Origin of the sequence: Streptomyces flaveolus, assembly GCF_000716535.1 — a bacterium.
GTDB lineage: Bacteria > Actinomycetota > Actinomycetes > Streptomycetales > Streptomycetaceae > Streptomyces > Streptomyces flaveolus_A.
In genome coordinates, this window is sequence record NZ_JNWV01000011.1 from 228,209 (window position 1) to 254,771 (window position 26,563).

General features: G+C 72.7%; 22 protein-coding genes. 10 read left to right on the top strand and 12 right to left on the bottom strand.

Annotated elements, in window-relative coordinates; all coding sequences use genetic code 11:
• Positions 1-149: 149 nt before the first annotated feature.
• From OO52_RS14305 to OO52_RS14325, 5 genes are all read right to left on the bottom strand, one after another.
• Positions 150-1,109: a threonine/serine dehydratase gene (locus tag OO52_RS14305; RefSeq protein WP_030652820.1), complete on the bottom strand. Its 960-nt coding sequence runs from the start codon at positions 1,107-1,109 to the stop codon at positions 150-152.
• A gap of 85 nt (positions 1,110-1,194) precedes the next feature.
• Positions 1,195-1,575 (bottom strand): hypothetical protein, encoded by a 381-nt coding sequence (locus OO52_RS14310; RefSeq protein WP_420711436.1) that lies wholly within the window; start codon positions 1,573-1,575, stop codon positions 1,195-1,197.
• Between the two features lie 66 nt (positions 1,576-1,641).
• Positions 1,642-2,316: an AIM24 family protein gene (locus tag OO52_RS14315; RefSeq protein ID WP_030652827.1), complete on the bottom strand. Its 675-nt coding sequence runs from the start codon at positions 2,314-2,316 to the stop codon at positions 1,642-1,644.
• A gap of 56 nt (positions 2,317-2,372) precedes the next feature.
• The gene (locus tag OO52_RS14320) at positions 2,373-3,680 is read right to left on the bottom strand and encodes a CAP domain-containing protein (RefSeq protein WP_030652830.1); all 1,308 of its coding nucleotides are present in this window, start codon (positions 3,678-3,680) and stop codon (positions 2,373-2,375) included.
• Positions 3,681-3,704: 24 nt separating this feature from the next.
• Complete coding sequence (locus OO52_RS14325) at positions 3,705-4,862, bottom strand: serine hydrolase domain-containing protein (protein ID WP_030652833.1); 1,158 nt, start codon at positions 4,860-4,862, stop codon at positions 3,705-3,707.
• Between the two features lie 310 nt (positions 4,863-5,172).
• Here OO52_RS14325 and OO52_RS14330 point away from each other — a divergent pair, with 310 nt between their 5' ends.
• From OO52_RS14330 to OO52_RS14350, 5 genes are all read left to right on the top strand, one after another.
• Positions 5,173-6,960 (top strand): M4 family metallopeptidase, encoded by a 1,788-nt coding sequence (locus OO52_RS14330; RefSeq protein WP_030652835.1) that lies wholly within the window; start codon positions 5,173-5,175, stop codon positions 6,958-6,960.
• Between the two features lie 140 nt (positions 6,961-7,100).
• Positions 7,101-8,306 (top strand): ROK family transcriptional regulator, encoded by a 1,206-nt coding sequence (locus tag OO52_RS14335; RefSeq protein ID WP_030652839.1) that lies wholly within the window; start codon positions 7,101-7,103, stop codon positions 8,304-8,306.
• A gap of 33 nt (positions 8,307-8,339) precedes the next feature.
• The gene (locus OO52_RS14340) at positions 8,340-10,139 is read left to right on the top strand and encodes an alpha-galactosidase D (protein WP_030652842.1); all 1,800 of its coding nucleotides are present in this window, start codon (positions 8,340-8,342) and stop codon (positions 10,137-10,139) included.
• Between the two features lie 137 nt (positions 10,140-10,276).
• Positions 10,277-12,628, top strand: a complete 2,352-nt coding sequence (locus OO52_RS14345) for a glycosyl hydrolase family 95 catalytic domain-containing protein (protein WP_030652845.1) — start codon at positions 10,277-10,279, stop codon at positions 12,626-12,628.
• A complete protein-coding gene (locus tag OO52_RS14350; protein ID WP_030652848.1) occupies positions 12,625-13,845 on the top strand; it encodes an SGNH/GDSL hydrolase family protein in 1,221 nt (406 codons plus the stop codon). The genes OO52_RS14345 and OO52_RS14350 overlap by 4 nt, the downstream gene beginning before the upstream one ends.
• A gap of 64 nt (positions 13,846-13,909) precedes the next feature.
• On the opposite strand, the gene OO52_RS14355 is transcribed toward OO52_RS14350, so the two are convergent.
• The 3 genes from OO52_RS14355 to OO52_RS14365 are packed head-to-tail and all read right to left on the bottom strand — an operon-like array spanning position 13,910 to position 17,381.
• Positions 13,910-14,260: a UBP-type zinc finger domain-containing protein gene (locus OO52_RS14355; protein WP_030652850.1), complete on the bottom strand. Its 351-nt coding sequence runs from the start codon at positions 14,258-14,260 to the stop codon at positions 13,910-13,912.
• Positions 14,257-15,708, bottom strand: a complete 1,452-nt coding sequence (locus OO52_RS14360; RefSeq protein ID WP_030652854.1) for an ATP-binding protein — start codon at positions 15,706-15,708, stop codon at positions 14,257-14,259. The genes OO52_RS14355 and OO52_RS14360 overlap by 4 nt, the downstream gene beginning before the upstream one ends.
• The gene (locus tag OO52_RS14365) at positions 15,705-17,381 is read right to left on the bottom strand and encodes an FAD-dependent oxidoreductase (RefSeq protein WP_030652857.1); all 1,677 of its coding nucleotides are present in this window, start codon (positions 17,379-17,381) and stop codon (positions 15,705-15,707) included. The genes OO52_RS14360 and OO52_RS14365 overlap by 4 nt, the downstream gene beginning before the upstream one ends.
• Before the next feature lie 258 nt (positions 17,382-17,639).
• Here OO52_RS14365 and OO52_RS14370 point away from each other — a divergent pair, with 258 nt between their 5' ends.
• Positions 17,640-18,506 carry a universal stress protein gene (locus tag OO52_RS14370; RefSeq protein WP_030652861.1) on the top strand — a complete coding sequence of 289 codons (867 nt, stop codon included), beginning with the start codon at positions 17,640-17,642 and terminating at the stop codon, positions 18,504-18,506.
• 1 nt (position 18,507) lies between these two features.
• On the opposite strand, the gene OO52_RS14375 is transcribed toward OO52_RS14370, so the two are convergent.
• The 3 genes from OO52_RS14375 to OO52_RS14385 all read right to left on the bottom strand — a co-directional run bounded on the left by OO52_RS14375 (position 18,508) and on the right by OO52_RS14385 (position 21,316).
• Positions 18,508-19,743 carry a DUF4032 domain-containing protein gene (locus OO52_RS14375; RefSeq protein WP_030652864.1) on the bottom strand — a complete coding sequence of 412 codons (1,236 nt, stop codon included), beginning with the start codon at positions 19,741-19,743 and terminating at the stop codon, positions 18,508-18,510.
• Positions 19,744-19,858: 115 nt separating this feature from the next.
• The gene (locus tag OO52_RS14380) at positions 19,859-20,605 is read right to left on the bottom strand and encodes an MBL fold metallo-hydrolase (protein ID WP_030652867.1); all 747 of its coding nucleotides are present in this window, start codon (positions 20,603-20,605) and stop codon (positions 19,859-19,861) included.
• 81 nt (positions 20,606-20,686) lie between these two features.
• A complete protein-coding gene (locus OO52_RS14385; protein ID WP_030652868.1) occupies positions 20,687-21,316 on the bottom strand; it encodes an alpha-ketoglutarate-dependent dioxygenase AlkB in 630 nt (209 codons plus the stop codon).
• Positions 21,317-21,430: 114 nt separating this feature from the next.
• On the opposite strand from OO52_RS14385, the gene OO52_RS14390 reads away from it, so the two are divergent.
• Positions 21,431-22,051 (top strand): TetR/AcrR family transcriptional regulator, encoded by a 621-nt coding sequence (locus OO52_RS14390; protein WP_030652869.1) that lies wholly within the window; start codon positions 21,431-21,433, stop codon positions 22,049-22,051.
• Positions 22,052-22,136: 85 nt separating this feature from the next.
• On the top strand, positions 22,137-23,810 hold the full coding sequence (locus OO52_RS14395; protein ID WP_030652871.1) for an FAD-binding dehydrogenase: 1,674 nt from the start codon (positions 22,137-22,139) through the stop codon (positions 23,808-23,810).
• Positions 23,811-23,812: 2 nt separating this feature from the next.
• On the opposite strand, the gene OO52_RS14400 is transcribed toward OO52_RS14395, so the two are convergent.
• The gene (locus OO52_RS14400) at positions 23,813-24,160 is read right to left on the bottom strand and encodes a DUF488 domain-containing protein (RefSeq protein WP_030652873.1); all 348 of its coding nucleotides are present in this window, start codon (positions 24,158-24,160) and stop codon (positions 23,813-23,815) included.
• Positions 24,161-24,327: 167 nt separating this feature from the next.
• Here OO52_RS14400 and OO52_RS14405 point away from each other — a divergent pair, with 167 nt between their 5' ends.
• On the top strand, positions 24,328-25,737 hold the full coding sequence (locus tag OO52_RS14405) for a M1 family metallopeptidase (protein WP_030652876.1): 1,410 nt from the start codon (positions 24,328-24,330) through the stop codon (positions 25,735-25,737).
• 73 nt (positions 25,738-25,810) lie between these two features.
• Entirely contained in the window at positions 25,811-26,545 is a 735-nt protein-coding gene (locus OO52_RS14410) for a L,D-transpeptidase family protein (RefSeq protein WP_030652879.1), read from the top strand.
• Positions 26,546-26,563: the final 18 nt, after the last annotated feature.

The following is a 26,563-nucleotide window of genomic DNA, read 5'->3' on the forward strand; positions in this document are numbered from 1 at the left end:
TGCCTCGTCTTTCCCAGAGGTACGCGGGGCGAGCGGGGGTGCGTTCAGGGGCGCGTCCAAAACCTCCGCGGCGGAGTCCCGACAGCGCGATCGTCACGGCAGAGTCGTCACAGCAGGGCCGTCACAGCAGGGCCGTCACAGCGGGGTCGTCACAGCAGTCCGAAGCGGCCGGCCCAGTCGGTGAGTTCCCGCGGTGTCGTGTTGCCGCCGCACACCACGAGCCCGATCCGGGCCCCGCCGCCGACCCGCTCCACCACCTGCCGGGCCGCCGGCAGCAGACAGCCCGCGGCCGGCTCGGCCCACACCTTGGCGTGCTCGGCGAGGTCCAGACAGCCCCGCACCGCGTCCCGGTCCGGGACCACCAGCACCTCCTCGACCAGCGCGGACACATGCTCGTACGTCAGGTGCGACACCGAGGGCGCGCTCAACGTGGTGACCAGGGAGGACAACGGCACCGGCACCGGAGCGCCGGCCTTCAGCGCCCCGGACATCGCCTCCGCGCCCTCGGTCTCCACGCCCCACACGCGCACCCCGGGCCGCCGGGCGCGCAGGGCCGCGGCGATCCCGGCGATCAGTCCGCCACCGCCCACGCTGACGACGACGTCCGTCAGCTCCCCGGCGTCCTCGGCCAGCTCAAGACCCACGGTGCCCTGTCCGGCGATCACGACGGGGTCGTCGAACGGGTGCACCAGGGTCAGACCCTCGTCCCGCAGCCGTGTCACCAGCTCGAAGGCGCTGTCCATGCCGTCGGTCAGCCGCACCACCGCCCCGGCCTCCTCGGCGAGCGCGAGGGAACGCGCCGGCGCGGTGCGCGGCATGACCACGGTCGCCTTCACATCCAGGGCCGCCGCCATCACCGCGAGCGCGATCCCGTGGTTGCCGCCGCTCACCGCGACCACGCCCGCCGCCCGCTCGGCCTCGCTCAGCGACAGCAGCTTCGCCGTGGCCCCGCGGGCCTTGAACGAGCCGGTGCGCTGGAGCAGTTCGAGCTTGGCGGTGACGGGGACGCCGAGCAGTGCGCCGAGGCCGGGGCTCGACACCGTCGGCGTGCGGACGACGTGCTCGGCGATCCGCTGGGCGGCGGTTTCGATGTCCGAGATCTCGATCACGGTGCTTCACCCTTCCGGCGCGGATCGGGACCGCGCCGTTCGCACCTTGACCCGTCGGGAGGCCGGAGGTCAACGCCGTTCCGGATCATGGCCACGGCGCGCGGCCCACCAGGGAGTCCAGCGGTTCCGTCAGCTCCCGCGCGGCGGCCGTGTGGGCACGGGCCTCGGCCCGGGCCGCCGTACGCCCACCCGCCGCCTCGATCAGCGCGGCGGCCTCCTCGGCGTGCCCGTCCCGGGCGAGCAGCGCGGGCAGCCACCGGGCCGTCGGGGAGCCGAGCGCGGCCGGCACCGGGAACGTCTTCTTCCGTGCCCGTGGGCCGCCGCCCACCGGCTCGCCGGGGTGGCGCCCGGCCCGGTCGAGCGCGTCGGCCGCGTCCCGGGGCGCCCCGCCGAGCACGGCGCTCAGGTCTTGCCCTCGAAAGAGCCCCGGCCCGAGGGGGCCGGGGCTCGGTCCGTCGACGGTCAAGACGCCGGTACGGCGGCGCGGGTCTGTCTGCCCGCCCAGGATCACACCAGGATCACCTGTGCAGGTTCAGTGCTGGTCCTTCTGGGGCGTCACCTCGCTCGGCCGCACCACGACGAAGCCCTCGCCCTGGAGCATCAGCTGCACGGCCTCACCCGAACCGCCGCGCAGCATGGAGCCGATGGACTGCGAGCGGTGCAGCGACGTCTCCAGGTGCGCGGTCCAGCCGACCACGGCGTCCGTGTCGACGTACACCGGTGCCTGCGCCGACACCGGGATGACCAGCGGGTTGCCGTCGCAGACCAGACCGAGCCGGCCCTGCCCGCTGAAGACGCTGTTGAACAGACCGCCACCGGCGATGCCGGAGCCCTTCACCGTCTTGATCTCGTACGACAGCGAGGCGTCGAAACACAGGACGTTGCGGCCGTTGACGGTGAACTGGTCGCCGGCCTCGACCTCCACGATGAAGCAGTTCTGCGCCTCGTGCGCGAACCAGGCCTCGCCCTGCCCGCGCACCGCCATGAGGGGCAGACCCTCACCGGTGACAGCACGCTTGAGCATGCCGCCGACGCCCTGCCCCTTGCGCTCGAACTTGAGGCCGCCGCGGTAGGCCACCATCGCGCCCTGCCGGGCGTACATCTCGCCGTTCACCGCGTACTTGATGCACTTGGCGTTCTCGACGGACATTCCCGGCTCCACGGCCGGCTGCACCACGTGCTGACTGGAAAAGAGATCACCCTTCATGCGGGGCATGGTGTCCCGGAGGATGTCATTCCGCCAAGATCACGGAACGTACCGGTTCAGCCACCGAACAGCTGCGTCCAGTACGTACCCGCCCGGCCGCCGCCCGTGAACCCGACGCCGAGGTGGGTGAACTTCCGCTTGAGGATGTTCGCGCGATGGCCCGGACTGTTCATCCAGCCGTCCACGACCTCGGCGGGGGAGCGCTGCCCGCAGGCGATGTTCTCGCCGATCAGGCGCCGCCGGGACCCCGCGGCCGCGGCCCGGTCCCAGGGCTGGGCGCCGTCGGGGGAGGTGTGCGCGTAGAAGTCCCGGGCCGCCATGTCGGCGCAGTGCGCCTGCGCCGCGGTGGTGAGCAGCGGGTCGACGGCCAGCGGGGGCAGCCCGGCCCGCCCGCGCTCGGCGTTGGTGCGGGCGACGACCTCGTCGGCCGTGCGCACCAGCCCGTCCGGTGTCAGCGGAGCGGCCCACAGCGCCGTCCAGTACCGGTTCCCCGCGTCGGCGTGGGCCAGTGCGGCATGCCGGAACGCCGGGTCGAGCAGGGTGCCCCGGGCCCGTGCCGAGCCCAGGCAGTGGTCCACGAACTCGGCCGGGGTGCGCGGCCCCGAGACCAGATGCTCGCCGACGGTCACGTACCCGTACCCGGCGGCCGAGATCCGCTGGTACACCGACACCCCGTCCCGCCCCTCCGCACCGAGCCGCCCCGCGTCCGCCATGGCCCGGGCATGCGCCCGCGCGGCGGAGAGCAGGCGGGGATCCGGTACGACCGGTGGGCGACCGGCGCGGGCGCGGGCGGAGTTGACGAGGTGGGTGAACTCGTCGGGCACGGGGGAGGGCCCGGGGCCGGCCGGGCGCTGCGGTGCCGACGGAGCCGTCTGTCCGCCGTCGTCCGCTACGTCCACCCCGAAGTCCCGGGCGAGTCCCGCCAGCCCGTCGGCGTAACCCTGCCCGATCGCCCGCAGCTTCCAGCCGGTGCCCGGACGGTGATACAGCTCGGCGAGGAGCAGCACGGTCTCCGGCCCGGGCCGTGGCGGCGCGAACCCGGCCACGGCACGGCCGGAGCGGTCGGTGACGTCGAGCCGGGGCGCGGGCAGCCGCCCGAGCGGAATGCCGGGCTCGGCCGCGCTGACCACGACCGTGACCCGGCACGCACCACCGCGCAGCCGCGCCGGATCGACGGCCAGCGTGTCCCCGCGCAGCCGGACACCGGGCGCGTCGGGCTGGTTGTAGAACACGAAGTCACCGTCTCCGGCGACCTTCCCGTCGGCCCCGGTGACGAGAGCGGACACATCGAAGGCACCGGCCACCCGAAGCCGTACCGGACCACAGGGCAGGGGCACATTGCCCCCGGGAACCAGCTCGCCCATGTCCGGTACAACGCCGGTCACAGGTCAGGAGGTTCCCCCGCAGAAAGCGGACTCCAGGGCACGGGCCAACGTGTCGAGCACCTTCCCGTTGTTCGACGTGTTGGCCACGGCCGTGAGACTCCGCCCCCCGTCCTTCGTGCTGAACGCGTACGTGTAGTACCCCTGCACCGCCCCCGTGTGCCCGTACACCGACATTCCGCAGGACAGATCCCGCCGCCGCAGCCCGAGCCCGTACGCCGTCGTGCTGTTCACCTTGGTGAACCGCTCCATCTCGGCGAGCCGCGCGGCGGACGTCAGTTTCCCCTTCAGCAGCGCGCCGTAGAAGACGTCGAGGTCCCGCGCGCTGGAGATGATGGCCCCGGCGCTCTGCGCCCAGGACACGGTCTGCGCGGTCGCGTCGACCAGCGGGGCGCCCGCCGTGTCCGGGGTCAGGTACCCGCGGGCGTACCGGCCCGGGATCGCGGTGTCCGGATGGACGTAGAACGTGTCCTTCAGCTTCAGCGGCCGGATGATGCGGTCCTCGTACGCCGTCCTCACGGACTGCCCGGTGAGCTTCTCGATGAGCAGGCCGGCGACGACGAAGTTGGTGTTGGAGTACGCGTACGCGGCGCCCGGCGCGTTGGTGCGGGGCTTCTTCAGGGAGAGGGCGACCAACTGCCGGTAGGTGAAGACCTTGTTCCGGACCGCCTCGAAGCCGGAGACACTGTTCGCGAACATGTCCTCGGTGTAGTCGTACAGCCCGCTGCGGTGGCCGAGCACATGGCGGACCGTGATCCGGTCGTCCGGCAGCAGGTGCGGCAGGTAGCGGTTGACCGGCGCGTCGAGCGAGAGCCGGTGCTCGTCCACGAGCTGGAGCAGCACGACGGCCGAGAAGGTCTTGGTGACGCTGCCGATCCGGAAGCGGTCGTCGGTGCTGATGGCCCGCCGGGTGGCACGGTCGGCGACGCCCTGGGTGACCCGGTACGTCCTGCCCCGGTCGTCGATCCGGGCCAGCGCCCCGGGCGCGCCCTGCTTCACGGCCGATCGCAGCACCGCGGCGAGGCCCGCGGTGTCGGGTGCCGGCAGCGCCGCCGCCGGCACCGGTGTGTCCGGGCCCCCGGTCGCGGCCCGCGCCGGGACCGCGAGCAGGGACAGCGCGACCGCTCCGAGTACCGCTCCCCGCCCCACCGTTGCTGAGACCATCCCCTACCCACTCCCATCGGTCGGTTCCTGATGCGATATCGGTCACATTCCGCCCTGGGAACCTAGGGGATCGGGACCACGTCTCCACAGCCGACACACAGTTGGTCATCTGGTGATCACTCTGCGGCGGCGGTTCGTAAAGGATTGTCATAGAAGTTCGCGAAATGGATCATTCCGGCTTTACGTGCCCATGACTGATCCGCAAGGGTTGCCCCTCGGGGCCAGACCAGCCCCCGTGGCGCCCAACCGCGCCATGCCTCAAGGCGGTTGGGTAACCCGGCCGCCTTCGAACGAAGGAACCCTGATCAGATTGCGTAGACCGCACATACGCACCGTGGCGGTCGCCGTCGCGGTGACGACCGCTGCCACGGGCCTGGCCGGTACGGCCTTCGCGGCTCCTTCCACGGGGGTGGAGCGGTCCGCCGCCACCGCCGCCCCGAACGCCACGGCGGTGGTGGAGGCGGCGCGCACCGCGGCCTTCGCGCACGCCTCGGCGACCGGCGTCTCCCAGGGCGACGAACTGCACGCGCAGGACGTCATGATCGACCCCGAGGGCGCCCGGCACGTCCGTTTCGTCCGCACCCACGGCGACCTGCCGGTGCTCGGTGGCGACCTCATCGTCCACCTCGACCGCGGGCTCGGCTACACGGGCGTGACCCGTGCCGCCGACCACGCCGTCAAGCCGGCCGCCGCCAAGGCCAAGCTGACCGCGGGCCAGGCCGCCGCCAAGGCCGCCCAGGCCGCCAAGGGCGAGGCGGGCGGCGCACAGCTCGTCGTCGACGCCCGGGGCGGCGCCTCCGCGCTCGCCTACCAGGTCACCGTCACCGACAAGGACAGCTCCCGCACGGTCGTCGTGGACGCGGTCACCGGCAAGGTGCGCAGCAACACGCCGACCAGGGACGAGTTCCTGTCGCCGAAGCTGCTCGACGCCCTGCGCGAGCGCGGCGAGACCCTCGACCCGGCCACCGGCACCGGCTCCGGCGCCGCCGTCTCCGGCCTGGTCGGCTCCCAGGGCGCCGGGGCCGCGGCCTACCCGTCGGCCGCCAAGGGCACCGGCAAGACCCTCTTCGTGGGCACCGTCTCCCTGACCACCACGCAGACCTCGCGCGGTCACTACCAGCTCAAGGACCCGAACCGGTACGGTACCGAGACGCGGGACGCCAAGGGCTCGTACACGGAGAAGTTCAGCGCCGGCACGAAGTTCACCAACACCACCAACGTGTGGGGCAACGGCACGACCAGCAGCCGGGTCAGCGCCGCCGCGGACGCCCAGTACGGCATCACCAAGACGCTGGACTTCTACAAGTCCACGTTCAAGCGCAAGGGCATCGCCAACAACAGCAAGCCCGCGCAGGCGATGGTCCACTGGGGCAAGAAGGTCGCCAACGCCTTCTGGGACCCGACCTGCAACTGCATGCTGTACGGCGACGGCGACGGCCAGATGTTCAAGAAGCCGCTCGTCGTGCTCGACGTCACGGGTCACGAGCTGACCCACGGCGTGGTGGAGGCGACCGCCAACCTTCAGCCGACCTTCGTCGACTCCGACGGCAACCAGTACGGCGAGCCGGGCTCGCTGAACGAGTCGCTCGCGGACATCTTCGGCTCGAACGTCGAGTTCTACGCCAAGAACACGAAGGACACGCCGGACTACCTGGTCGGTGAGAAGCTGGGCCTCGCGCAGAAGTTCCTGCGCCGTCTGGACCACCCGTCCCTCGACAAGCTCGAAGGCACGATCGACTACTGGTCGCCGGACACCTACTACACCGAGGTGCACGCCGGTTCGGGTGTCTCCTCGCACGCCTACTACCTCCTTGCCGAGGGAAGCGGCAAGAAGACGATCAACGGCGTGAACTACAACTCGCCGACGTACCACAACATCGTGGTCAAGGGCATCGGCCGTACCAAGGCCACGGCCATCTACTACCGTGCGCTCACCCGCTACATGGTCTCCACGACCGACTTCCACCAGGCGCGCACCGCGACGCTGAAGGCGGCCAAGGACCTGTACGGCGCGAACAGCACCGAGTACAAGACGGTGGACAAGTCGTGGGCCGCGGTCAACGTCACCGCCGCCAACACGCCGAGCGCCCGTCACTGACGGACACCGGACCCCACCGGATGCCCCGCCTCGTGCGGGGCATCCGCGTGTCCGGACGCACTCGCGAGTCCCAACGGCCTCCGTAACAGCCGCTGTTTCTTTTATTGACAGCGGAAAATAAGAGGCTTAGGTTCCCGGCCATGCGCTCCACCCCGCACGCCGAGATCTTCCCGGCGCACACGCCGGCTGCCGCCCAGGTCTTCACCACGGTCCTGTCCCACGGCCCCCTGACCCGCCTGGAGGCGGGCCGCCGGGCCGGACTGTCGCCGGCCGCCGTGACCAAGGCGGTACGCCCCCTGCTGGCGGCGGGATACCTGGTGGAGGGCGGTGACCCGGGGGAGAGTGCCGTGGAGGAGGCCCGCCCGGTGCTCGGCCGGCCCGCCAGCCTGGTCCGGGTCAACGGCGAACGCGCCCTGTTCGTCGGCGTGAAGGCGACCGGGGACGAGCTGATCGCCGTCCTGACCGACCTGTGCTGCCGGGTCCGGCTGGCCCGCCGCGCCCCCCTGCCGGACCGGGCCGCCGGGTCCGCGCTGGCCTCGATCACCGGCCTGGTCCACGAACTCCTCGCCCACGCCGCCGAGTCGGACGCACCGGTGGCCGGCCTCGGCATCGCCGTCTCCGGCGACGTGGACCGCGCCGAGGGAGTCGTACGCTACTCACCGTTCCTCGACTGGCGGGACGTGCCGCTGGCCGAACTCGCCACCACCGCCTGCGGACTGCCCGTCACCGTCGACAACGATGTCCGGGCGCTCACCGTCGCCGAGCAGTGGTTCGGCGCCGGAGCGGGACTCAGCGACTTCGCCGTGGTGACCGTCGGCGCCGGCATCGGCTGCGGACTCGTGGTGCACGGCCGGGTGGTGGCCGGCGCCCACGGGGTGGCGGGCGAGATCGGGCACGTCGTCGTCGACCCCGCCGGACCCCCGTGCCACTGCGGCAACCGCGGCTGCGTGGAGGCGATCGCCGGGGACGCCGCGATCGTCGCCCGCATGCGCGAGGTGACCGGGCACCAGGTCCCCGACAGCGCCGCCGCGGTGGCCCTCGCCCACCAGGGCCTGCCCGGCGCGCGCGAGGTGTACGCCCGGGCGGGCGAGGCCATCGGCCGGGGCATCGCCACGGTCGCCAACCTGCTCGGCCCCGAACGCGTGATCATCTCCGGTGAGGGGCTCGCCGCCTACGACCTCTTCGCCGAACAGATCCGGGAGGCGTTCACCACGGCCGCCTTCGGATCCGCCGCCCGGTGCGACGTCCAGACCCGCCCGCTCCCCTTCGAGGAGTGGGCGCGGGGCGCGGCCGCCGCCGCGATCCAGACCTTCATCACACAGAACCCCGCCAGCGGAAAGGGCTGACGCCCCGACCCGACCCACCCAGGAGGCAGACCCATGCGGTCACCCTCGTCTTCCGTCCTGCCCGCTCGCGGGCTCAGAGCCGCCGTCGTCCTCGCCCTCACCGCGGGCCTCGCGACGGTCGTCCCCGCCACCGCGCACGCCGACACCGCACCCGTCCCGGCCGCCAAGCCCTTCATGGGCTGGTCGAGCTGGAGCATGCAGTCGTCCAAGTACCCGGGCCTCAACCCGGACGGCGACTACAGCTATCTGACCGAGGCGAACGTCCTCAAGCAGGCCGACGCCCTCGCCGCCCGGCTCAAGCCGTACGGCTACACCTACGTCAACATCGACTCCGGCTGGTGGCGGGACAAGGACTGGAAGCCCGAGTTCGACGCCTACGCACGCCAGCAGGCCGACCCGGTCCGCTTCCCGCACGGCATGAAGGCGGTCGCCGACCACATCCACGGGCTCGGCCTCAAGGCCGGCATCTACCTGCCCGTCGGCCTGGAGAAGGAGGCGTACGGCGACGGCAAGGTGCCGGTCTGGCACGCCGACGGCTGCACCACCGGCGACATCGTCTACGGCGACCTGCGCACCACCAACGGCTGGGACAGCGCCTACAAACTCGACTTCGACAAGCCCTGCACCCAGAAGTACATAGACTCCCAGGCCCAGTTGCTCGCCTCCTGGGGCTACGACTTCCTCAAGCTCGACGGCGTCGGGCCCGGCTCCTTCAAGAGCGGCGAGAACTACGACAACGTCGCCGACGTCGCCGCCTGGCAGAAGGCGATCGCCGCCACCGGCCGCCCCATCCACCTGGAACTCTCCTGGTCCCTGGACATCGGCCACGCCGCCGACTGGAAGAAGTACTCCAACGGCTGGCGCGTCGACACCGACGTCGAGTGCTACTGCAACACCCTCGTCAGCTGGGAGAACTCGGTGGACGACCGCTTCACCGACACCCCCGGCTGGACGAAGCACGCAGGCCCCGGCGGCTGGAACGACCTGGACTCCCTCGACGTCGGAAACGGCGCCATGGACGGCCTGACCAAGGCCGAACGGCAGACCTACGCCACCCTCTGGGCCATCGCCAAGTCCCCGCTCTACACCGGCGACGACCTGACGAAGCTCGACGACTACGGCGTGAAGCTCCTCACCAACCGTGAGGTCATCGCCGTCGACCAGGGCGACTCGCCGCCCGCCCGGCCGGTCACCCCCTCCGACCCCCAGCAGGTGTGGGCCGCGAAGAACCCCGACGGCACCTACACCGTCGCCCTGTTCAACCTCGCCGACGCCCCCGCCGCCGTCACCGCCGACTTCTCCTCCCTCGGCTTCACCGGCAAGGCGTCCGTCCGCGACCTGTGGAACCACGAGAACCTCGGCTCCTACAAGAACAAGATCGCCGAGGCCCTGCCGGCCCACGGCTCCCGGCTGTTCACCGTCACCCCGCACGGCAGCGCCCTCACCACCACCGGCTACGAGGCCGAGGCCGGTGCCAACACCCTCGGCGGCCGGGCCTCCGTCTCCGACTGCTCCGCCTGCTCCGGCGGCAAGAAGGTCGGCGACCTCTACGTCGGCGGCAGCCTCCGCTTCAACAACGTGGTCGTGGACCGGGCCGGCACCTACCTGATCAAGGTGGCCTACGTCAGCGGTGACCCCCGCCCCGTGAACGTCTCCGCCAACTCCGGCGCCGCCACCCGCCACAGCTTCCCCTCCACCGGCGACTGGGGGACCGTCGAGACGGTCAGCGTCCCCGTCACCCTGAAGGCCGGCAGCAACACCGTCACCTTCGACAGCGGTTCGGACTACGCCCCGGACATCGACCGCATCGACGTCCCCTCGTCCCCGCGCTGACGCTCCGCCGGGAACGCCGCAAGGGGAACCGCGGCTCCGTCGTGGCCGGTCGCGCCCACGCGGCGGAGCCGCACACCGACACAGCCCCGCGCCCCTCCAGGCGCCGCACCGCCCCCGACAGAAGTTCGGAGCCCGCCTTGATACCCACCCCGCCCAGCAGACGTGGCTTCCTCGCGCTCGCCGCGGCCACCGGAGCCCTCGCCGCACTGCCCGCCTTCACCGCCACGGCCGCCCCGCAGCGGCCCACCGCGGTGCCCTCCGCCGACACCCGCCACCAGCTCTGGTGGCGGGCCCCCGCCGACGAGCACTCGCTCATCGAGCAGGGCCTGCCCGTCGGCAACGGCCGCCTCGGCGCCCTCGCCACCAACGACCCCGGCCGGGAACTCCTCCTCGTCACCGACGCCACGATGTGGACCGGCGGCCTCAACGACACCCTGGACGCCGACGGACAGTTCCCCTACGGCCGCGACGACTTCGGGTCCCTCACCCTCCTCGCCCGGCTCGCCGTCGACATCCCCGACCACGACCTGTCCGCCGTCACCGGCTACCGCCGCACCCTCGACCTCGCCCAGGGCGTGATCACCACCTCCTACGTCCGCTCCGGCGTCACCTACCGGCGGCGGCTGTTCGCCAGCCACCCCGACGACGTCATCGTGCTGCACTTCAGCCAGAGCGGCGGCGGCCGGTACACCGGCACGATCACGCTCGACGGCACCCACGGCGAGAACGGCACGGCCGACTCCTTCGCCGGCGCCTTCCCCGGCGGCCTGCGCTACGGCGCCGCGGTCGCCGCCCACGGCAGCGGCGGCACCGTCCGCACGACCGGCTCGCGCCTGGAGTTCACCGGCTGCCGCGAACTGACCGTCGTGCTCAGCGGTGGCACGAACTACACCCCCGACGCCGCCGCCCACTACCGCGACCCCGGCCTGGACCCCCGGGCACTGGCCCGCACCAAGGTCCGTACCGCCGCACAGCACTCCGCCGACACCCTGCTGCGCACGCACGTCGCCGACCACCGCGCCCTCTTCGACCGGTTCGGCCTCTCCCTCGGCACCTCCTCCGCCGAGCAGCGCGCCCTGGACACCTGGGAGCGGATCCAGGCCCGCGCCCGCGACGGCGCACCCGACCCCGAACTGGAAGCCGCCTACGTCCACTTCGGCCGCTACCTGATGATCGCCGGCTCCCGGGACAGCCTGCCGCTCGGCCTCCAGGGGCCCTGGCTCGACGGCAACGACCCGGACTGGATGGGCGACTACCACACCGACATCAACCTCCAGATGAACTACTGGATGGCCGACCGCGCCGGCCTGTCGTCCTGCTTCGACGCGTTCACCGACTACTGCGTGGCCCAGCTCCCCTCCTGGACCGACCTCACCCGCAGGCTCTTCAACGACCCCCGCAACCGCTACCGCAACTCCAGCGGCAAGAACGCCGGCTGGACCCTCGCCATCTCCACCAACCCCTTCGGCGGCGGAGGCTGGTGGTGGCACCCGGCCGGGAACGCCTGGGTGTGCAACTCCCTGTTCGAGCACTACGAGTACACCAACTCCCGCGCCCACCTGGAGAAGATCTACCCACTGCTCAAGGGCGCCTGCGAGTTCTGGGAGGCCCGGCTGCTCACCACCACGCTGCCCGACAGCGGCCGCGAGGTCCTGATCGCCGACAGCGACTGGTCGCCCGAGCAGGGCCCGCTCGACGCCAAGGGCATCACCTACGCCCAGGAGCTGGTCTGGGCCCTCTTCGGCAACTACCGCACCGCGGCACGTGAACTGGGCCGGGACGCCGGGTACGCGCGCACCATCGGCGCCCTGCGCGACAAGCTGTACCTGCCCGTGGTGAGCCCGAAGACCGGCCTGCTCGAGGAGTGGATGTCCCCGGACGACCTCGGCGAGACCACCCACCGGCACCTCTCCCCGCTCGTCGGCCTGTTCCCCGGCGACCGCATCCGGCCCGACGGCTCCACCCCCGCCGACATCGTCACCGGCGCCACCGCCCTGCTCACCGCGCGCGGCATGAACAGCTTCGGCTGGGCCAACGCCTGGCGCGCCCTGTGCTGGGCCCGGCTGAAGAACGCCGACAAGGCCTACCAGCTCGTCGTCACCAACCTGCGCCCCTCCACCGACGGCGGCAACGGCACCGCGTCCAACCTCTTCGACATCTACGAGGTCGAGCGGGGCCGGGGCATCTTCCAGATCGACGCCAACTTCGGCACCCCGGCCGCCGTCGCCGAGATGCTGCTCTACTCCCGCCCCGGGCACCTGGAACTGCTGCCGGCCCTCCCGGACGCCTGGGCCGCGGCCGGTTCGCTCACCGGAGCCGGGGCCCGCGGCGGTTTCGTCGTCGACCTGGAGTGGCGGGACGGGAAACCCACCGAGGTACGGCTGCACAGCATCGGCGGCACCACGACCTCCGTGGGCCACGCGGGCACGTTCCGCACGGTCCGCGTCCGGCCCGGCGAGACCGTCACGCTCCGGGACTTCTCCCGGTGAGCGCCCGCTTCGGACGCTGCTGGCGCGTCCTCGCCGTCCTGCTCACCGCCGTCGTCTGCCAGTCCGCGCCCGCCGCCCGGGCCGCCACGCTGCCCGAGTCCGCCACCCGGGCCACCGGCGTGGTCACCTGGGCGGCGAGCGCCGACCGCATGGGCGAGGGCACGGCCGGCCAGGCCTACCGGCTCGTCGTCCACACCAGCGTCGGCGGCAGCGACCTGCGCGTGCGCTTCACCAACGCCTTCGGCGACCGGCCGCTGACCCTGGACGGCGTCTACGCGGGAGTGCGCGCCCAGGGCGCCGCCCTGCGGCCGGGCAGCAACCGGCCGCTCACCTTCGGCGGCGCCCGCACGGTCACCGTCCCGGCGGGGGCCGTCGCCTGGAGCGACCCGCTGCCCGGCCGGATCGCCGCCGGCACCGACCTGCTCATCAGTCTGCGCACCCCGGACGCGGCCGGCCCGGCCACCGGCCACTGGATGGCGATGCAGACCTCCTACACCGGACAGGGCGAGCACACCGCCGAGGAGAGCGGAGCGAACTGGACGCAGACCACCGGGTCCTGGTGGTACATCGACTCCGTCGCCGTACGGCCCTCCCGGCCGGCCGACGGTGCCGTGGCCGCGCTCGGCGACTCCATCACCGACGGCTGGCAGTCCACCACCGACCTGAACCGCCGCTGGCCCGACTACCTCGCCCGGCGTCTGCACGCGGCCGGCGGGCCCGTCCAGGGCGTGGCCAACGAGGGCATCTCGGGCAACAAGGTCCTCGCGGACGGCGCCGGACAGGCCGCGCTGCACCGGCTGGACCGGGACGTGCTGTCCCAGCCCGGGGTGCGCACGGTCTTCCTCTTCGAAGGCGTGAACGACATCAAGGCCCACACCGGTGTCACCGCGGACGATCTCATCGCCGGTTACCGGGAGATCGCCCGGCGGGCGCACGCGGCGGGCAAGTGCGTGGTCGCCGCGACCGTCGCACCGTTCAAGGGCTGGTCGGAATGGGACCCGGCCGCAGAGGCCGTACGACAGGAGGTGAACCGGTTCGTGCGCGGCAGCGACGACGTCGACGCCGTCACCGACTTCGACCGCGTGCTGCGCAGCCCGTACGACCCCGAGCGCTTGCTGCCGTTCCTCGACGGCGGCGATCACCTGCACCCCAACGACAAGGGCATGCAGGCCATGGCCGACGCCGTCGACCTGGACGGCCTCGACTGCGCCCGCTGAGGGCCGCGCCCCGGGGAACGCGACGGCCGGGCCGGGGACGACCCCGGCCCGGCCGTCGCGTTCCTCAGCGCAGCGTCCGCGCCCAGTCCGCCGGCACCCGGCCCGCCGGACCCGGTACCGGCTGGTCGGCGGGATGGCAGTCCGGGGGAGCGAGTTCCGGCCCGGAGCCGTAGAGCTGGTCGGTGCTGAAGTCCCAGAACCAGTCCTCGCCCGGCTCGTAGCTTTGGATGATCGGGTGTCCCGTCTCCCGGTAGTGGGCGCTGGCGTGCTTCGACGGGGAGTCGTCACAGCAGCCTATGTGCCCGCACTGCGCGCACCGGCGGAGGTGGAACCACCAGCCGCCCGCCTCCTCGCACTCCACGCAGCCCGTGCCGCTGGGCGGGACGCTGGGGTCGATTCCGTCGATGTCGTTCATACCGGCTCCTCGTCGGGGGTCTCGGCGGTCAGGGGGAGCAGCACCTGGAAGCGGGTGTCACCGGGCACCGACTCGACCCGCAGGGCGCCGTGATGCTTGTTGACGACGATCCGCCAGGAGATGTCCAGGCCGAGCCCGGTGCCCTCGCCGACCGGCTTGGTGGTGAAGAACGGGTCGAAGATCCGGTCCTTGATCTCCGGCGGCACACCGGGACCGGTGTCCCGGAACTCGACCAGCAGCCGCTCGTTGTGGAGCGCCGTCCGCACGGTCAGCGTCCCCTGGCCGCCCGCGCCGTTCATGGCCGAGACGGCGTTGTCCACCAGGTTGGTCCACACCTGGTTCAGCTCGGCCGGGTACGCGGGCACCGGCGGGACCGTACGGTCGTACTCCTTGACGACCTCGATGCCCGGACCGATCTTCCCGGAGAGCATCAGCAGCGTGCTGTCGAGGAGTTCGTGCACGTCCACCACCCGGTACGGCGCCCGGTCCAGCTGCGAGTACTGCTTCGCCGCGTCGACCAGGTGCGAGATGCGGGTGGTGGAGTCCTCGATCTCGTTCATCAACAGCTCGGTCTCGATGGTGTAGTTGAGCCAGCCCACCGCGTTGGGCAGGATCTCCTCGTCCACCACCGCCGCGACGTGCTCCAGCCAGTCCACGTCGAGCCCGGCCTGCACGAAGGTGGGCGCGAGCTGCCAGCCGTGGTCGATGCCGTGGTCCTCCAGCCAGTCGGTGAGCGTGTCCTCCCGGTCGCTGGCCTCCAGCGGACTGAGCGCCGGCGCCTTCGCCACCCGCTCCGCGGTGCGCTCCTGGATCTCGACCAGGCTCACCAGCACATCGCGGGAGAACGGGCCCTCGGCGATCACGCCGAGCTTGCGCCGCATCTTGGCGACCCGCTCCCGCAGGGTCGCGGTCGCCCGGACCGCCGCCGCGGCGGGGTTGTTCAGCTCGTGCGTGAGGCCCGCCGACAGCGAGCCCAGCGCCAGCAGCCGCTCCCGCTGCCCGATCATCGCCTGGGTGTTCTTCGTCCCGAAGAACAGGCCCTCCAGCAGGTGCACGGCCATCGGGAACCACTCGCGCATGACGTCCGCGAAGAGGTCCGCCGGCAGCACGAAGAACCGCGTCGGCACCGTGACCCGCATGGAGTTGTTGTAGACCTGCCGCACCCGGTCGCCGAGGTACGCCTGCATCGCGCCCGCGTACACCCCGGGCTGCGAGGTCCGGGTGACCTCGACGTCGTCACCGCCGACCCGGCGGGACAGCACGACCGTGCCCTCGATCATCACGAAGAAGCAGGTGGCCGGGTCGCCCTCGGTGTACACCGGGCCGGGCTGGAACAGCTCCACCCGCCCCTGCGCGCACAGCCGGCCCAGTTGCTCGGGGGTCAGCTTCTCGAAGAGGAACAGGGAGCCGATCTCCTGCGGGCTGCACGCCACGATCTGCCCGCTCATGACTGCTCCAGATACCGGTGGACGAGCATCACGGCCATGGCTCCCTCTCCGACGGCGGACGCGACTCGCTTGGCGGACTCGGCGCGCGCGTCACCCGCCACGAACACCCCGGGGATGCTGGTCTCCAGGTGGTACGGCGGCCGGTCCAGCTCCCAGCCGGACGGCGGCCGCCCGTCGGCGGTCAGGTCGGGCCCGGCCAGGATGAACCCGCGCCCGTCGCGCAGCACCGTGTCGCCCAGCCAGTCGGTCAGCGGGGCGGCGCCGATGAACACGAACATCCACTGCGCGTCGACCCGCTCGGTCTCCCCGGACACCGTGTCGCGCAGCGTCAGCTGCTCCAGGTGCTCGGCGCCGTGCGCCTCCTCGACGACCGTGTGGCAGCGCACCGAGATGTTCGGTGCCTCGCTGATCTGCTGGATCAGGTAGTGCGACATGGACGCCGACAGGTCCGGGCCGCGCACCAGCAGTGTCACCGACTTCGCGCCGCGCGACAGGTACATGGCCGCCTGGCCCGCCGAGTTGGCGCCGCCGACGATGTACACGTCCTGGCCCTGGCAGGAGGCGGCCTCGGTCAGCGCCGAGCCGTAGAACACGCCGCAGCCGGTCAGGTCGGTGCAGCCCGCCGCCTCCAGCTGGCGGTACTGCACCCCGGTCGCGAGGATCACGCTGTGCGCGGCGATCGCCGAGCCGTCCGCGAACCGTACGACCCGTGCGGCGCCGTTGACCTCCAGGCCCGTCACCTCGCGGGTGGTCAGGATCTCGGCGCCGAACTTGGCCGCCTGCCGCCGGGCCCGGTCGGTGAGCTGGGCGCCGGAGACCCCGTCGGGGAAGCCCAGGTAGTTCTCGATCCGGGAGCTCTGCCCGGCCTGCCCGCCGGTCGCCGAGCGCTCCACCAGCACGGTCCGCAGCCCCTCGGAGGCCCCGTACACGGCCGCGCCGAGCCCGGCCGGGCCGCCGCCGATCACGATGAGGTCGTAGAAGTCGGCCGTCGGCGTCGTCGCCAGGCCCACGTGGGCGGCCAGCTCGGGCGCCTCGGGCTCGACCAGGACCGTGCAGTCCGGGGTGATCACCAGCGGCAGCCGCTGCCCGTCCTGCCCCGCCGCCGCCAGCAGCCGCTGCCCCTCCGGCTCCTCCACCGAGTACCAGCGGTACGGCACCTGGTTGCGGGCCAGGAACTCCCGCACGTCGGAGGAGCGCGCCGACCAGCGGTGCCCGACGACCTTGGTGCTGGGCACCGGCTTGTAGGCGCTGTTGCGCCACGCGTCCAGCAGATCGTCCAGGACCGGGTAGAGCTTCTCCTCCGGAGGGTCCCAGGGCTTGAGCAGGTAGTGGTCCAGGTCGACCACGTTGATCGCGTCGATCGCCGCGTTGGTGTCCGCGTACGCGGTCAGCAGCACCCGGCGCGCCCCCGGATACACGTCGAGCGCCTGCTCCAGGAACTCGATGCCGTTCATCTGCGGCATGCGGTAGTCGGCCAGGATCACCGCGACGAGGTCGCCGCGCAGCTTCAGCTCGCGCAGCGCGTCCAGCGCGGACTCGCCGGACTCCGCGCGCACGATCCGGTACGACTCGCCGTAGCGCCGTCTGAGATCGCGGGCGACGGCGCGGGAGACCCCCGGGTCGTCGTCCACGGTCAGGATGACGGTCCGCGCGGTGTCGGCGGCCTGTGTCATACGTCTCCCACCCGAGTTGCCGGATCCCCCCGGTCGGTGTCGTGCGGACCACCGCACCGTTCCAGGCCATCGTATGTTCGGTCCACCGGGTTGCGCTTGTCCGACGGAGACCGGTACTTGCCTCACAGCGACCACCGAGCGCGCCCGCTGTCCGGGGAACCGGTGCGACGGCCCGTGGGAGAGATCATCATGACGGTGCGCCGGTGCCCGACAGCGGGCACCCGGTACCCGAGGACGCGACGACGAGGAGGCCCACGGATGACACGCCCGATCACGGCAGGGGTGGACGGTACGGAGGAGAGCCTGGCCGCGCTGGACTGGGCGGCGCGGGAGGCCGTACGCCGGGGGCTGCCGCTGCGGGTGGTGCATGCCTGGCGGTACGCCGAGGCGCTGGCCACCGCCGACCGGGACACCCAGCGCGGCTGGGTTTCGGAGGGCGTCGCCGAGGCCGTGCGCACCGTCTCCGAGCGGCACCCCGGGCTGCCGGTGACCACCGACGTGGTGGAGGGCGCGGCCGCGCACGCGCTGGCCGGCGCGGCGGCCGAGGCCGAGATGCTGGTGCTCGGTTCGCGCGGCCACGGCCCCGTCGTCGGGTTCCTGCTGGGCTCGGTCGGCCAGCAGGTGATCGCGGAGGCGACCCGGCCCGTGGTCCTGGTGCGGGCCGGGGACCAGCCCACGGCGGAGGCGGCCGGCCGGGAGGTCGTGGTCGGCCAGCACGGTGGCCCGGAGGACAGCGCGGCGGCGCTGCGGTTCGCGTTCGAGACGGCGGCGGCCCGCGGCGCGGCCGTCCGCGCGGTCCGGGCGTGGACCCTGCCACCGGTCTTCGCCTACAGCCCCGGTTCGCTCAGGCTGCTGGACGACGCGGGCGGTCTCGAACCGTACGAGAAGCAGGCGCTGGCCGACGCCCTCCAGCCGTGGCGGGAGCGGTTCCCCGAGGTGCCCGTGGCCGAGCACGTCGAGATGGGCAGCGCCGGCCAGGTGCTGCTGTCGATGACCGGCCGGGCCCAGTTGATGGTGGTCGGGCGCCGGGCGCGCCGTACCGCCGTCGGCGCCCGGATCGGCTCGGTCGCGCACGGGGTGCTGCACCACGCCGACTGCCCGGTGGCCGTGGTCCCGCACGAGTGACCTACTCCGGGTCGGCCGTCTCCAGGCCGGCCCGGGCCTTGGGCAGCACGTTCTCGATGTAGTCCTCGACGGCGGTGTCGAGGCCTATGTCGTGCTGCGCGCGCTCGGACAGGTACCAGCGGTGTTCGAGGAGCTCGTGGTAGATCTCGGCCGGGTCCATGGAGCCGCGCAGCTCCGGCGGCACCGCCCGCACGGTCGGCCGGAACACGTCCCGCACCCAGCGGTGCGCCAGGACCTCCGGGCGGGCGGCCAGGGGGTCGCCGGGCGCGTAGTCGTCCTGGGTGGCCATCCAGCTCTCCAGGTCGTTCAGCAGCCGCCGGGCCTGGTTCTCCTCGGCGTCCAGGCCGGTCAGCCGGAGCAGCTGGCGCTGGTGGTGGCCGGCGTCGACGACCTTCGGCACGAAGGTGACGGTGTCGCCGTTGGACGAGTGCTCGATCTGCATCTCGGCGACGTCGAAGCCGAGGTCGTTCAGGCGGCGGATCCGGCGCTCGATGTAGTGGTACTTGCCCGCCGGGTACACCGAGGTGCGGGTCAGCTCCTGCCACAGCCCCTGGTAGCGGGTGCAGATCTCGTGGCCGAACTCGACCGGGTCGACGGACGGGTGCAGCGCGCCGGACGCCTCCAGGTCCAGCAGCTCGCCGCTGATGTTCACGCGGGCCAGGTCCAGGTCGTACTCCCGCTGCCCGGGGCTGAGCCGGGGGTGCAGGTCGCCGGTCTCGGCGTCGACGAGATAGGCCGCGTAGGCGCCCGCGTCCCGCCGGAACAGGGTGTTGGACAGCGAGCAGTCGCCCCAGGCGAACCCCGCCAGATGGAGGCGGACCAGCAGCACGGCGAGGGCGTCCATGAGCCGGTGCATGGTCGCCGGGCGCATGGTCGTCTCGAACATCGACCGGTACGGCATCGAGCCGCGCAGGTGCCGGGTGACGAGCACCGGCTCCAGCGGGGCGCCGGAGGGGTCGGTGCGGCCGGTGACCACGGCGAGCGGGTCGACGGCGGGGATGCCGAGCCGGTCCAGGTCGCGCAGCAGCTCGTACTCGCGCAGTGCGGGCCGCTCGGCCAGCTCCTTGACGGCGATCACCTCGTCGCCGGCGTGCGCGTAGCGCACCACGTGCCGGGAGATGCCGCGGGGGAGCGGCACGAGGTACTCCTCGGGCCACTCCTCCAGCGGCGTGTCCCAGGGCAGGGAGAGGAGGAGCGCGGGGTGCTCCGGGTTCGTGGCGCTGATCTGCAAGGCCATGGCACGAACCCTAAGGCCCCGCGCGTGTGTTCGAGGAGCCCGGTCCGTCAGGAGGCCCGGTGCTCCGGGCGGCCGGTCCTTCCGGGAGGCTCGTCGGCCCGGGACGCGCGTTCGCCTACGACGCTCGTTCGCGGGCCTGCTCGGCGGCGGCCCGCACCGGACCGTGGTGGACCGGTCCGTGGCCGGGCAGCAGGGTGTCGCCGTCGAGCGCGCCGACCACATCCAGGGAGGCCAGCGTGCGCGCGCGGTCGTGGTGGAAGAAGTCGGGCAGCAGTTGCGGGCCCTTGACCCGGGAGGTGGCGTGCCCGCTGACCAGGGCGTCCCCGGAGATCACGACGCCGGCGTCGGGCAGGTGGAAGACGCAGTGGCCGTCCGTGTGGCCGGGGGTGTGGACGGGGACCGGCCGCCCCGGCAGGTCGAGCGCTCCCTCGGCGGGGAACGGCTCGGGCGCCTTGACGGGGTGCTGCTCCGTGCCGCCCACGCGGATCACGTGCACCGCCCAGGGCAGCACGCCGGGCCGCCAGGCGTTGCGGACCACGTCGGCGATGGTCGCCTGCTGAAGGAAGTCACGCCGGGCGTGCGGGACTTCGGCGGGGTGGAGATAGACGGGGGTGCCGTGGGCGGCGCGCAGGTACTCGGCGGAGCCCAGATGGTCGTTGTGCGCGTGGGTGATGAGGACGGCGGCGACCGCGTCCGGTGAACTCCCCACCTCCGCGAGGGACTCCAGCAGCCCCTGCCGGTCCCCGGGATACCCGGTGTCCACCAGCGTGACGGCGTCACCGTCCTTGAGGATCACCCAGTTCGTGTTGTGGCCGTGCACCAGGTAGGTGCCGTCGGCCACCTGTCTTACCTCTGCCCGCATGATCTCTCCGAGCCCTCAGCGGCGGATCGTCGGGGACAGCCAACCAGATGGGCGCTGGTCCCGCGCGAGCGGGTCCGGTCGTCAGTGCACACCCTGCGGGCGGAACTGGATGCTGATGCGCGGTCCCGTGGACCGGCTGGTCTTGGGGACGCAGTGCTCCCAGGTGCGCTGGCAGGAGCCGCCCATCACGATGAGGTCGCCGTGGCCGAGCGGGCGCCGGACCGCCGTACCGCCTCCGCCGGCGGGCCGCAGCAGCAGGTCGCGGGGCTCACCGACGGAGAGGATCGCGACCATCGTGTCCTCCCGGGAGCCGCGGCCGATCCGGTCGCCGTGCCAGGCGACGCTGTCCCGGCCGTCGCGGTAGTAGCACAGCCCCGCGGTGGTGAACGGCTCACCCAGCTCCTCGGCGTAGTGCCGGGACAGGGCCGTGCGGGCCTCGTCGAGGATCGGGTGGGGCAGTGGGTCCTGGGCCCGGTAGAAGGCGAGCAGGCGCGGCACGGCCACCACGTTGTCGTACATCTTGCGCTGCTCCGCCCGCCACGGGACCTCGGCCGCCAGGCGTTCGAACAGGTCGTCGGCGCCGCTCAGCCAGCCCGGGAGTACGTCGATCCAGGCGCCGGAGCCCAGCTCGGTCCGGCGCAGCCCGTCGAGCGGGCCGAGCCGCAGCTCGTCGGTCTGGTCGAACAGGGAGCCCTGGAGGTGCGTGGACATGGGACCAGCGTACTCCTTAATCGAAAATCCGTTCCATTTGATCAGTGCGCTCCCAGAGGGTTTCGATACATCGGTGTATCCGATACATTCGCGTATTCAACGAGGGAGGCAGCCATGGAGACGGCCGGACGCGTCACCCGGCGCCGGGTCCGCACCCGTGCCCGACTGCTCGACGCCGCGTTCGAGGTGTTCGCGGCCAAGGGCTACGGGCGCGTCTCCATCGAGGAGGTCTGCGAGGCCGCCGGATTCAGCCGGGGCGCCTTCTACTCGAACTTCGCCACCCTGGACGAGCTGTTCTTCGCCCTCTACCAGCAGCGCGCCGACCTCATCGCCGCCCAGGTGGCCGACGCGCTCGCCCAGGACGGGCCCGACCTCGACGTGCCCGCCTCCGTGGACCGGGTCACCGAGGTGCTGCTGCTCGACGTCGACTGGCTGCTGGTCAAGACCGACTTCCTGGTGCACGCCGCCCGGAACCCGGCCGTCGCCCGGGCCCTCCTCGACCACCGCGCCCGGCTCCGGCAGGCCATCGCCGACCGGCTCTCCCGGGCCCGGGGCCACACCGCACTGCCCGCCGTGCTCGGCGACGTCGACGGCGCCGCGCACGCCGTGGTCGCCGCGTACGACGGGGTCACCACCCAACTGCTGCTCGACCGGGACGTCGAGGCCGCCCGGGCCTGGCTGGGGCAGCTGCTCACCGCGCTGCTCACGGACGGCAGCCGCACCCCCGCCACATGAGCCCGGCCGGCACAGCACCGTCGTACCGGCGCACGCGCACCGGCACGGGCCGGCACCGAGCACCGTCAGGAAGGACACAGTCGTCATGGACGCGGACGTCATCGTCGTCGGAGCGGGTCTCGCCGGCCTGGTCGCGGCACACGAACTCACCAGCCGGGGCCGCCGGGTGGCCCTGGTCGACCAGGAGAACGCCGCCAACCTCGGCGGCCAGGCGTTCTGGGCCTTCGGCGGGCTCTTCCTCGTGGACTCGCCCGAGCAGCGCCGCCTCGGCGTCAAGGACTCCTTCGCCCTCGCCTGGAGCGACTGGCGGGGCAGCGCGCGGTTCGACCGGCTCGCCGACGAGGACTCCTGGGCGGTGCGCTGGGCCCGTGCCTACGTCGAGTTCGCGGCCGGCGAGAAGCGGTCCTGGCTCCAGCAGCACGGCATCGATCTGCTGCCCACGGTCGGCTGGGCCGAGCGCGGTGACCTGCGGGCGGACGGGCACGGCAACTCCGTACCCCGCTTCCACATCGCCTGGGGCAGCGGCACCGGCGTGGTCGAGCCCTTCGTGCGGTACGCCCGGCAGGCCTCCCGGGACGGGCTGCTGACCTTCCACCACCGCCACCGGGTGGACGAGCTGGTCATCGAGGGCGGCACGGCACGCGGTGTGCGCGGCACCGTCCTCGCCCCCGACGACTCCCCGCGCGGCGTCGCCTCCAGCCGCGAGCGCGCCGGCGACTTCGAACTCACCGCCCAGGCCGTGGTCGTCACCACCGGCGGCATCGGCGCCGACCACGACATCGTCCGCCGCCACTGGCCCGAGCGGCTCGGCACACCCCCCGCCGAGATGGTCACCGGCGTCCCCGCCTACGTGGACGGCCGCATGCTCGACATCAGCGCCGAGGCCGGCGTACGCCTGGTGAACCGCGACCGCATGTGGCACTACACCGAGGGCCTGCGGAACTGGGACCCGATATGGCCGGGCCACGGCATCCGCCTCCTGCCCGGCCCGTCCTCCATATGGCTCGACGCCCTCGGCCGCCGGCTGCCCGACCCCTGCCTGCCCGGCTACGACACCCTCAGCACCCTCAGGTACCTGCGCACCACCGAGGACATCGCCGGGTACGACCACTCCTGGTTCGTCCTCACCCGGAAGATCGTCGAGAAGGAGTTCGCGCTCTCCGGCTCCGAGCAGAACCCCGACATCACCGCCAAGGACCGCAAGGCCGTCCTGCGCGACCGGCTGCTCGGCAAGGGTGCCCCCGCACCGGTGCAGGCCTTCCTCGACCACGGCGCCGACTTCGTCACCGCCGGCAGCCTGGAGCAGCTCGTCGAGAAGATGAACGCCCTGACCGGGAAGCCGCTGCTGGACGCGGCCGAGGTGCGCCGCCAGATCGAGGCCCGCGACCTGCAGATCGCCAACCCCTACAGCAAGGACGCCCAGGTCCAGGGCATCCGCAACGCCCGCCGCTACATCGGCGACCGGCTCGGCCGCGTCGCCACCCCGCACCGCCTCCTCGACCCGGCCGCGGGCCCCCTCATCGGGGTCCGGATGCACGTGCTGACCCGCAAGACCCTCGGCGGCATCCAGACCGACCTGGACTCCCGGGCGCTCGGCACCGACGGCACGCCGATCGAGGGGCTGTACGCGGCCGGCGAGGTCGCCGGGTTCGGCGGCGGCGGTGTCCACGGCTACAACGCCCTGGAGGGCACCTTCCTCGGCGGCTGCCTGTTCTCGGGCCGCGCGGCCGGCCGGCACGCGGCCCGGCACACCGGCTGACCTCAGTCCCGCAACAGCTCCGCGAGGACGTGCGCGTGGCTCTCCTCGGTCTTCTTGGACGCCGTGAGGAGGGTCACCGTGCCCTCGCGGGCCTCCGTCCGGAGGCGGTCCAGCAGTTCGGCGGCCCGGGGAGCCTCCAGCTCCTGCTCGTACCGGCTCCGGAACTCCTCGTAGGAGCCCCCGCCGTGATACCACGTGCGCAGCTCGCTCGACGGGGTCAGTTCCTTCGGCCACTCGTCCACCTGTACCGCGTCCTTGGCGAGACCGCGCGGCCACAGCCGGTCGACCAGCACGCGCAGGCCGTCGTCGGGCTCGGGCGGTTCGTAGATCCGGCGCACACGCACGCTCACGGTGGGGGCCCCTCTCGGGTCGTGGACGGTTGTGCGAGCGTACTGCGCCGAGCCGCCCCCACCCGGCGGCGACGCGACAGGACTTGACCGGAACAAGGGGGAAACCGGGCCCGCACCGCGCCTACTCTGTCGGCCAGTCGATCACCGGCCACTTCCGAGGAGCGCATGTGACGCCACCCCGCAGACAGCCCGCCCGACGCCGTGCCGCCGTGCTCGCCACCGTCCCCGTCGCCGTGGCCGCACTCCTCGGCGCCGCCGGACCCACGGCCCCGGGCACCACCGGAGCGCCCGGCGCGGGCGACCCGTACTTCCCGCTGAGCGGCAACGGCGGCTACGACGTCCGCCACTACGACCTGACGCTGCGTTACGACACCTCCTCCCGCGACCTGGACGCCACCGCGGTGCTCACCGCCCGCGCCACCCAGCGGCTCACCCGCTTCGACCTCGACCTCGCGGGCCTGAAGGTCACCGCCGTCACCGTCGACCGCGCGAAGGCGGCCTTCCGGCGCGCCGGCCAGGAACTCGTCGTCACCCCCCGCCACGCCCTGCGCGCCGGGCAGGAGTTCCGCGTCACGGTCGCCTACCACGGCACCCCGAAGCCGGTCACCGACCCCGACGGCTCGGCCGACGGCTGGATCCCCACCGACGACGGCGCGTTCGTCGCCGGGGAACCGCAGGGCGCGATGACGTGGTTCCCGGCCAATGCCCACCCCAAGGACAAGGCGTCGTACGACTTCACCATCACCGTGCCCGAGGGGCGCACCGCCGTCGCCAACGGCGTCCTCCTCGGACAGCGCACCGCCCACGGGAGGACGACCTTCCGCTGGCGCGAGACCCAGCCCATGGCCGCCTACCTGGCCACCGCCACCATCGGACGGTTCCAGGTCCAGCGGTACACCACCCGCGACGGCATCCAGGTGTACAACGCCGTCGACGCCCGCGAGGCCCGCGCCGCCGCCCCCGCGCTGAAGAAACTGCCCTCCGTGCTGGAGTGGGAGAGCAAGCTGTTCGGGCCGTACCCGTTCCGGGCCGCCGGCGCCATCGTCGACCACGCGCCGGACGTCGGCTACGCCCTGGAGACCCAGACCCGGCCGGTCTACGACTCCGCACCCGACCTCGACACCCTCGTCCACGAGAGCGCCCACCAGTGGTTCGGCGACTCCGTCACCCTCACCGCCTGGAAGGACATCTGGCTCAACGAGGGCTTCGCCACCTACGCCGAGTGGCTCTACGACGAGAGCCACGGCGGCCAAAGCGCCCAGCAGGCCTTCGACTCCCTCTACGCCCGCCCCGCGAGCGACGAGTTGTGGGACTACCCGCCCGGCGACCCGGGCAGCGGCGAGAACATCTTCGGCACGCCCGTCTACGCCCGCGGCGCCATGGCCCTGCACGAGCTGCGCCGGGCCGTCGGCGACCGGGACTTCTTCCGGATCCTGCGCGCCTGGGCGACCGGGCACCGCGGCGGGCACGGGACCACGGCACAGTTCGTCACGCTCGCCGAGAAGACTTCGGGGAAGCGGCTGGACGGGCTGTTCCACACCTGGCTGTACACGCGGGGCAAGCCGGACCGCCCCTGAACTTCGACCGGTTCCGCGTTCCGGCACCCCCGACGCTGACCGGTTCCAAACAACTGCCGGTCAAGATCGGCACATGATCCGACGCAGAACCGCCGTCGCTCTCCTCGCCTCCCCGCTGCTGCTCACCGGCTGCGGCGGCGGAGCCGAGGCGACCGAACGCCGGACCCCGGCCCGCCGTCCGGCACCGGCACCCACCCCCGGCACCCCCAGCCCGTCGGCCCCGCGCGGCATACCCGGCCTCGGGCCCGAGCGGACCGCGGCGATACCCGCGCGCTGCACCCAGGCCGTCGTCGTCACCGGGCGCGGCGAGAACTCCCCGCTCTGCACCGTCGTCCTGCACCAGCGCACCGCCACCGGCTGGCAGGCCGGACCCGCCTGGCCCGGCCACAACGCGCTGCACGGCTGGAGCGCCCACCACATGCTCGGCGACCTGCGCTCCCCGATCGGCGTCTACACCCTCTCCGACGCCGGCGGCCTGCTCCCGGACCCCGGCGCCAAGCTCCCGTACCACCACTCCAGCGGATTCCACTCGCCCGGCACCGGCTTCGAGGGCGAACCCCTGGAGGGCTCCTTCGACTACGTCATCGCCATCGACTACAACCGCGCGCGCGGCACCTCGCCCCTGGACTGGACCCGGCCGCTCGGCCCGGAGCGCGGCGGGGGAGTGTGGCTGCACGTCGACCACGGCGGACCCACCCACGGCTGCGTCAGCGTCGCCAAGGCGCACATGAAGGACCTCCTGCGCACCCTCGACCCCGGCCGGCACCCGGTCGTCGTCATGGGGCACGCCGACTGGCTCGCGCACTGAGCCGCTTAGGATCCGAAC

What these genes read in the sequence shown, in the direction of transcription:
- OO52_RS14315 (WP_030652827.1), bottom strand. Translation starts at nt 2,316, where the DNA reads ATGAAGGGTGATCTCTTTTCCAGTCAGCACGTGGTGCAGCCGGCCGTG.
- OO52_RS14320 (WP_030652830.1), bottom strand. Translation starts at nt 3,680, where the DNA reads ATGGGCGAGCTGGTTCCCGGGGGCAATGTGCCCCTGCCCTGTGGTCCG.
- OO52_RS14325 (WP_030652833.1), bottom strand. Translation starts at nt 4,862, where the DNA reads ATGGTCTCAGCAACGGTGGGGCGGGGAGCGGTACTCGGAGCGGTCGCG.
- OO52_RS14335 (WP_030652839.1), top strand. Translation starts at nt 7,101, where the DNA reads ATGCGCTCCACCCCGCACGCCGAGATCTTCCCGGCGCACACGCCGGCT.
- OO52_RS14340 (WP_030652842.1), top strand. Translation starts at nt 8,340, where the DNA reads ATGCGGTCACCCTCGTCTTCCGTCCTGCCCGCTCGCGGGCTCAGAGCC.
- OO52_RS14355 (WP_030652850.1), bottom strand. Translation starts at nt 14,260, where the DNA reads ATGAACGACATCGACGGAATCGACCCCAGCGTCCCGCCCAGCGGCACG.
- OO52_RS14360 (WP_030652854.1), bottom strand. Translation starts at nt 15,708, where the DNA reads ATGAGCGGGCAGATCGTGGCGTGCAGCCCGCAGGAGATCGGCTCCCTG.
- OO52_RS14365 (WP_030652857.1), bottom strand. Translation starts at nt 17,381, where the DNA reads ATGACACAGGCCGCCGACACCGCGCGGACCGTCATCCTGACCGTGGAC.
- OO52_RS14370 (WP_030652861.1), top strand. Translation starts at nt 17,640, where the DNA reads ATGACACGCCCGATCACGGCAGGGGTGGACGGTACGGAGGAGAGCCTG.
- OO52_RS14375 (WP_030652864.1), bottom strand. Translation starts at nt 19,743, where the DNA reads ATGGCCTTGCAGATCAGCGCCACGAACCCGGAGCACCCCGCGCTCCTC.
- OO52_RS14380 (WP_030652867.1), bottom strand. Translation starts at nt 20,605, where the DNA reads ATGCGGGCAGAGGTAAGACAGGTGGCCGACGGCACCTACCTGGTGCAC.
- OO52_RS14385 (WP_030652868.1), bottom strand. Translation starts at nt 21,316, where the DNA reads ATGTCCACGCACCTCCAGGGCTCCCTGTTCGACCAGACCGACGAGCTG.
- OO52_RS14390 (WP_030652869.1), top strand. Translation starts at nt 21,431, where the DNA reads ATGGAGACGGCCGGACGCGTCACCCGGCGCCGGGTCCGCACCCGTGCC.
- OO52_RS14395 (WP_030652871.1), top strand. Translation starts at nt 22,137, where the DNA reads ATGGACGCGGACGTCATCGTCGTCGGAGCGGGTCTCGCCGGCCTGGTC.
- OO52_RS14410 (WP_030652879.1), top strand. Translation starts at nt 25,811, where the DNA reads ATGATCCGACGCAGAACCGCCGTCGCTCTCCTCGCCTCCCCGCTGCTG.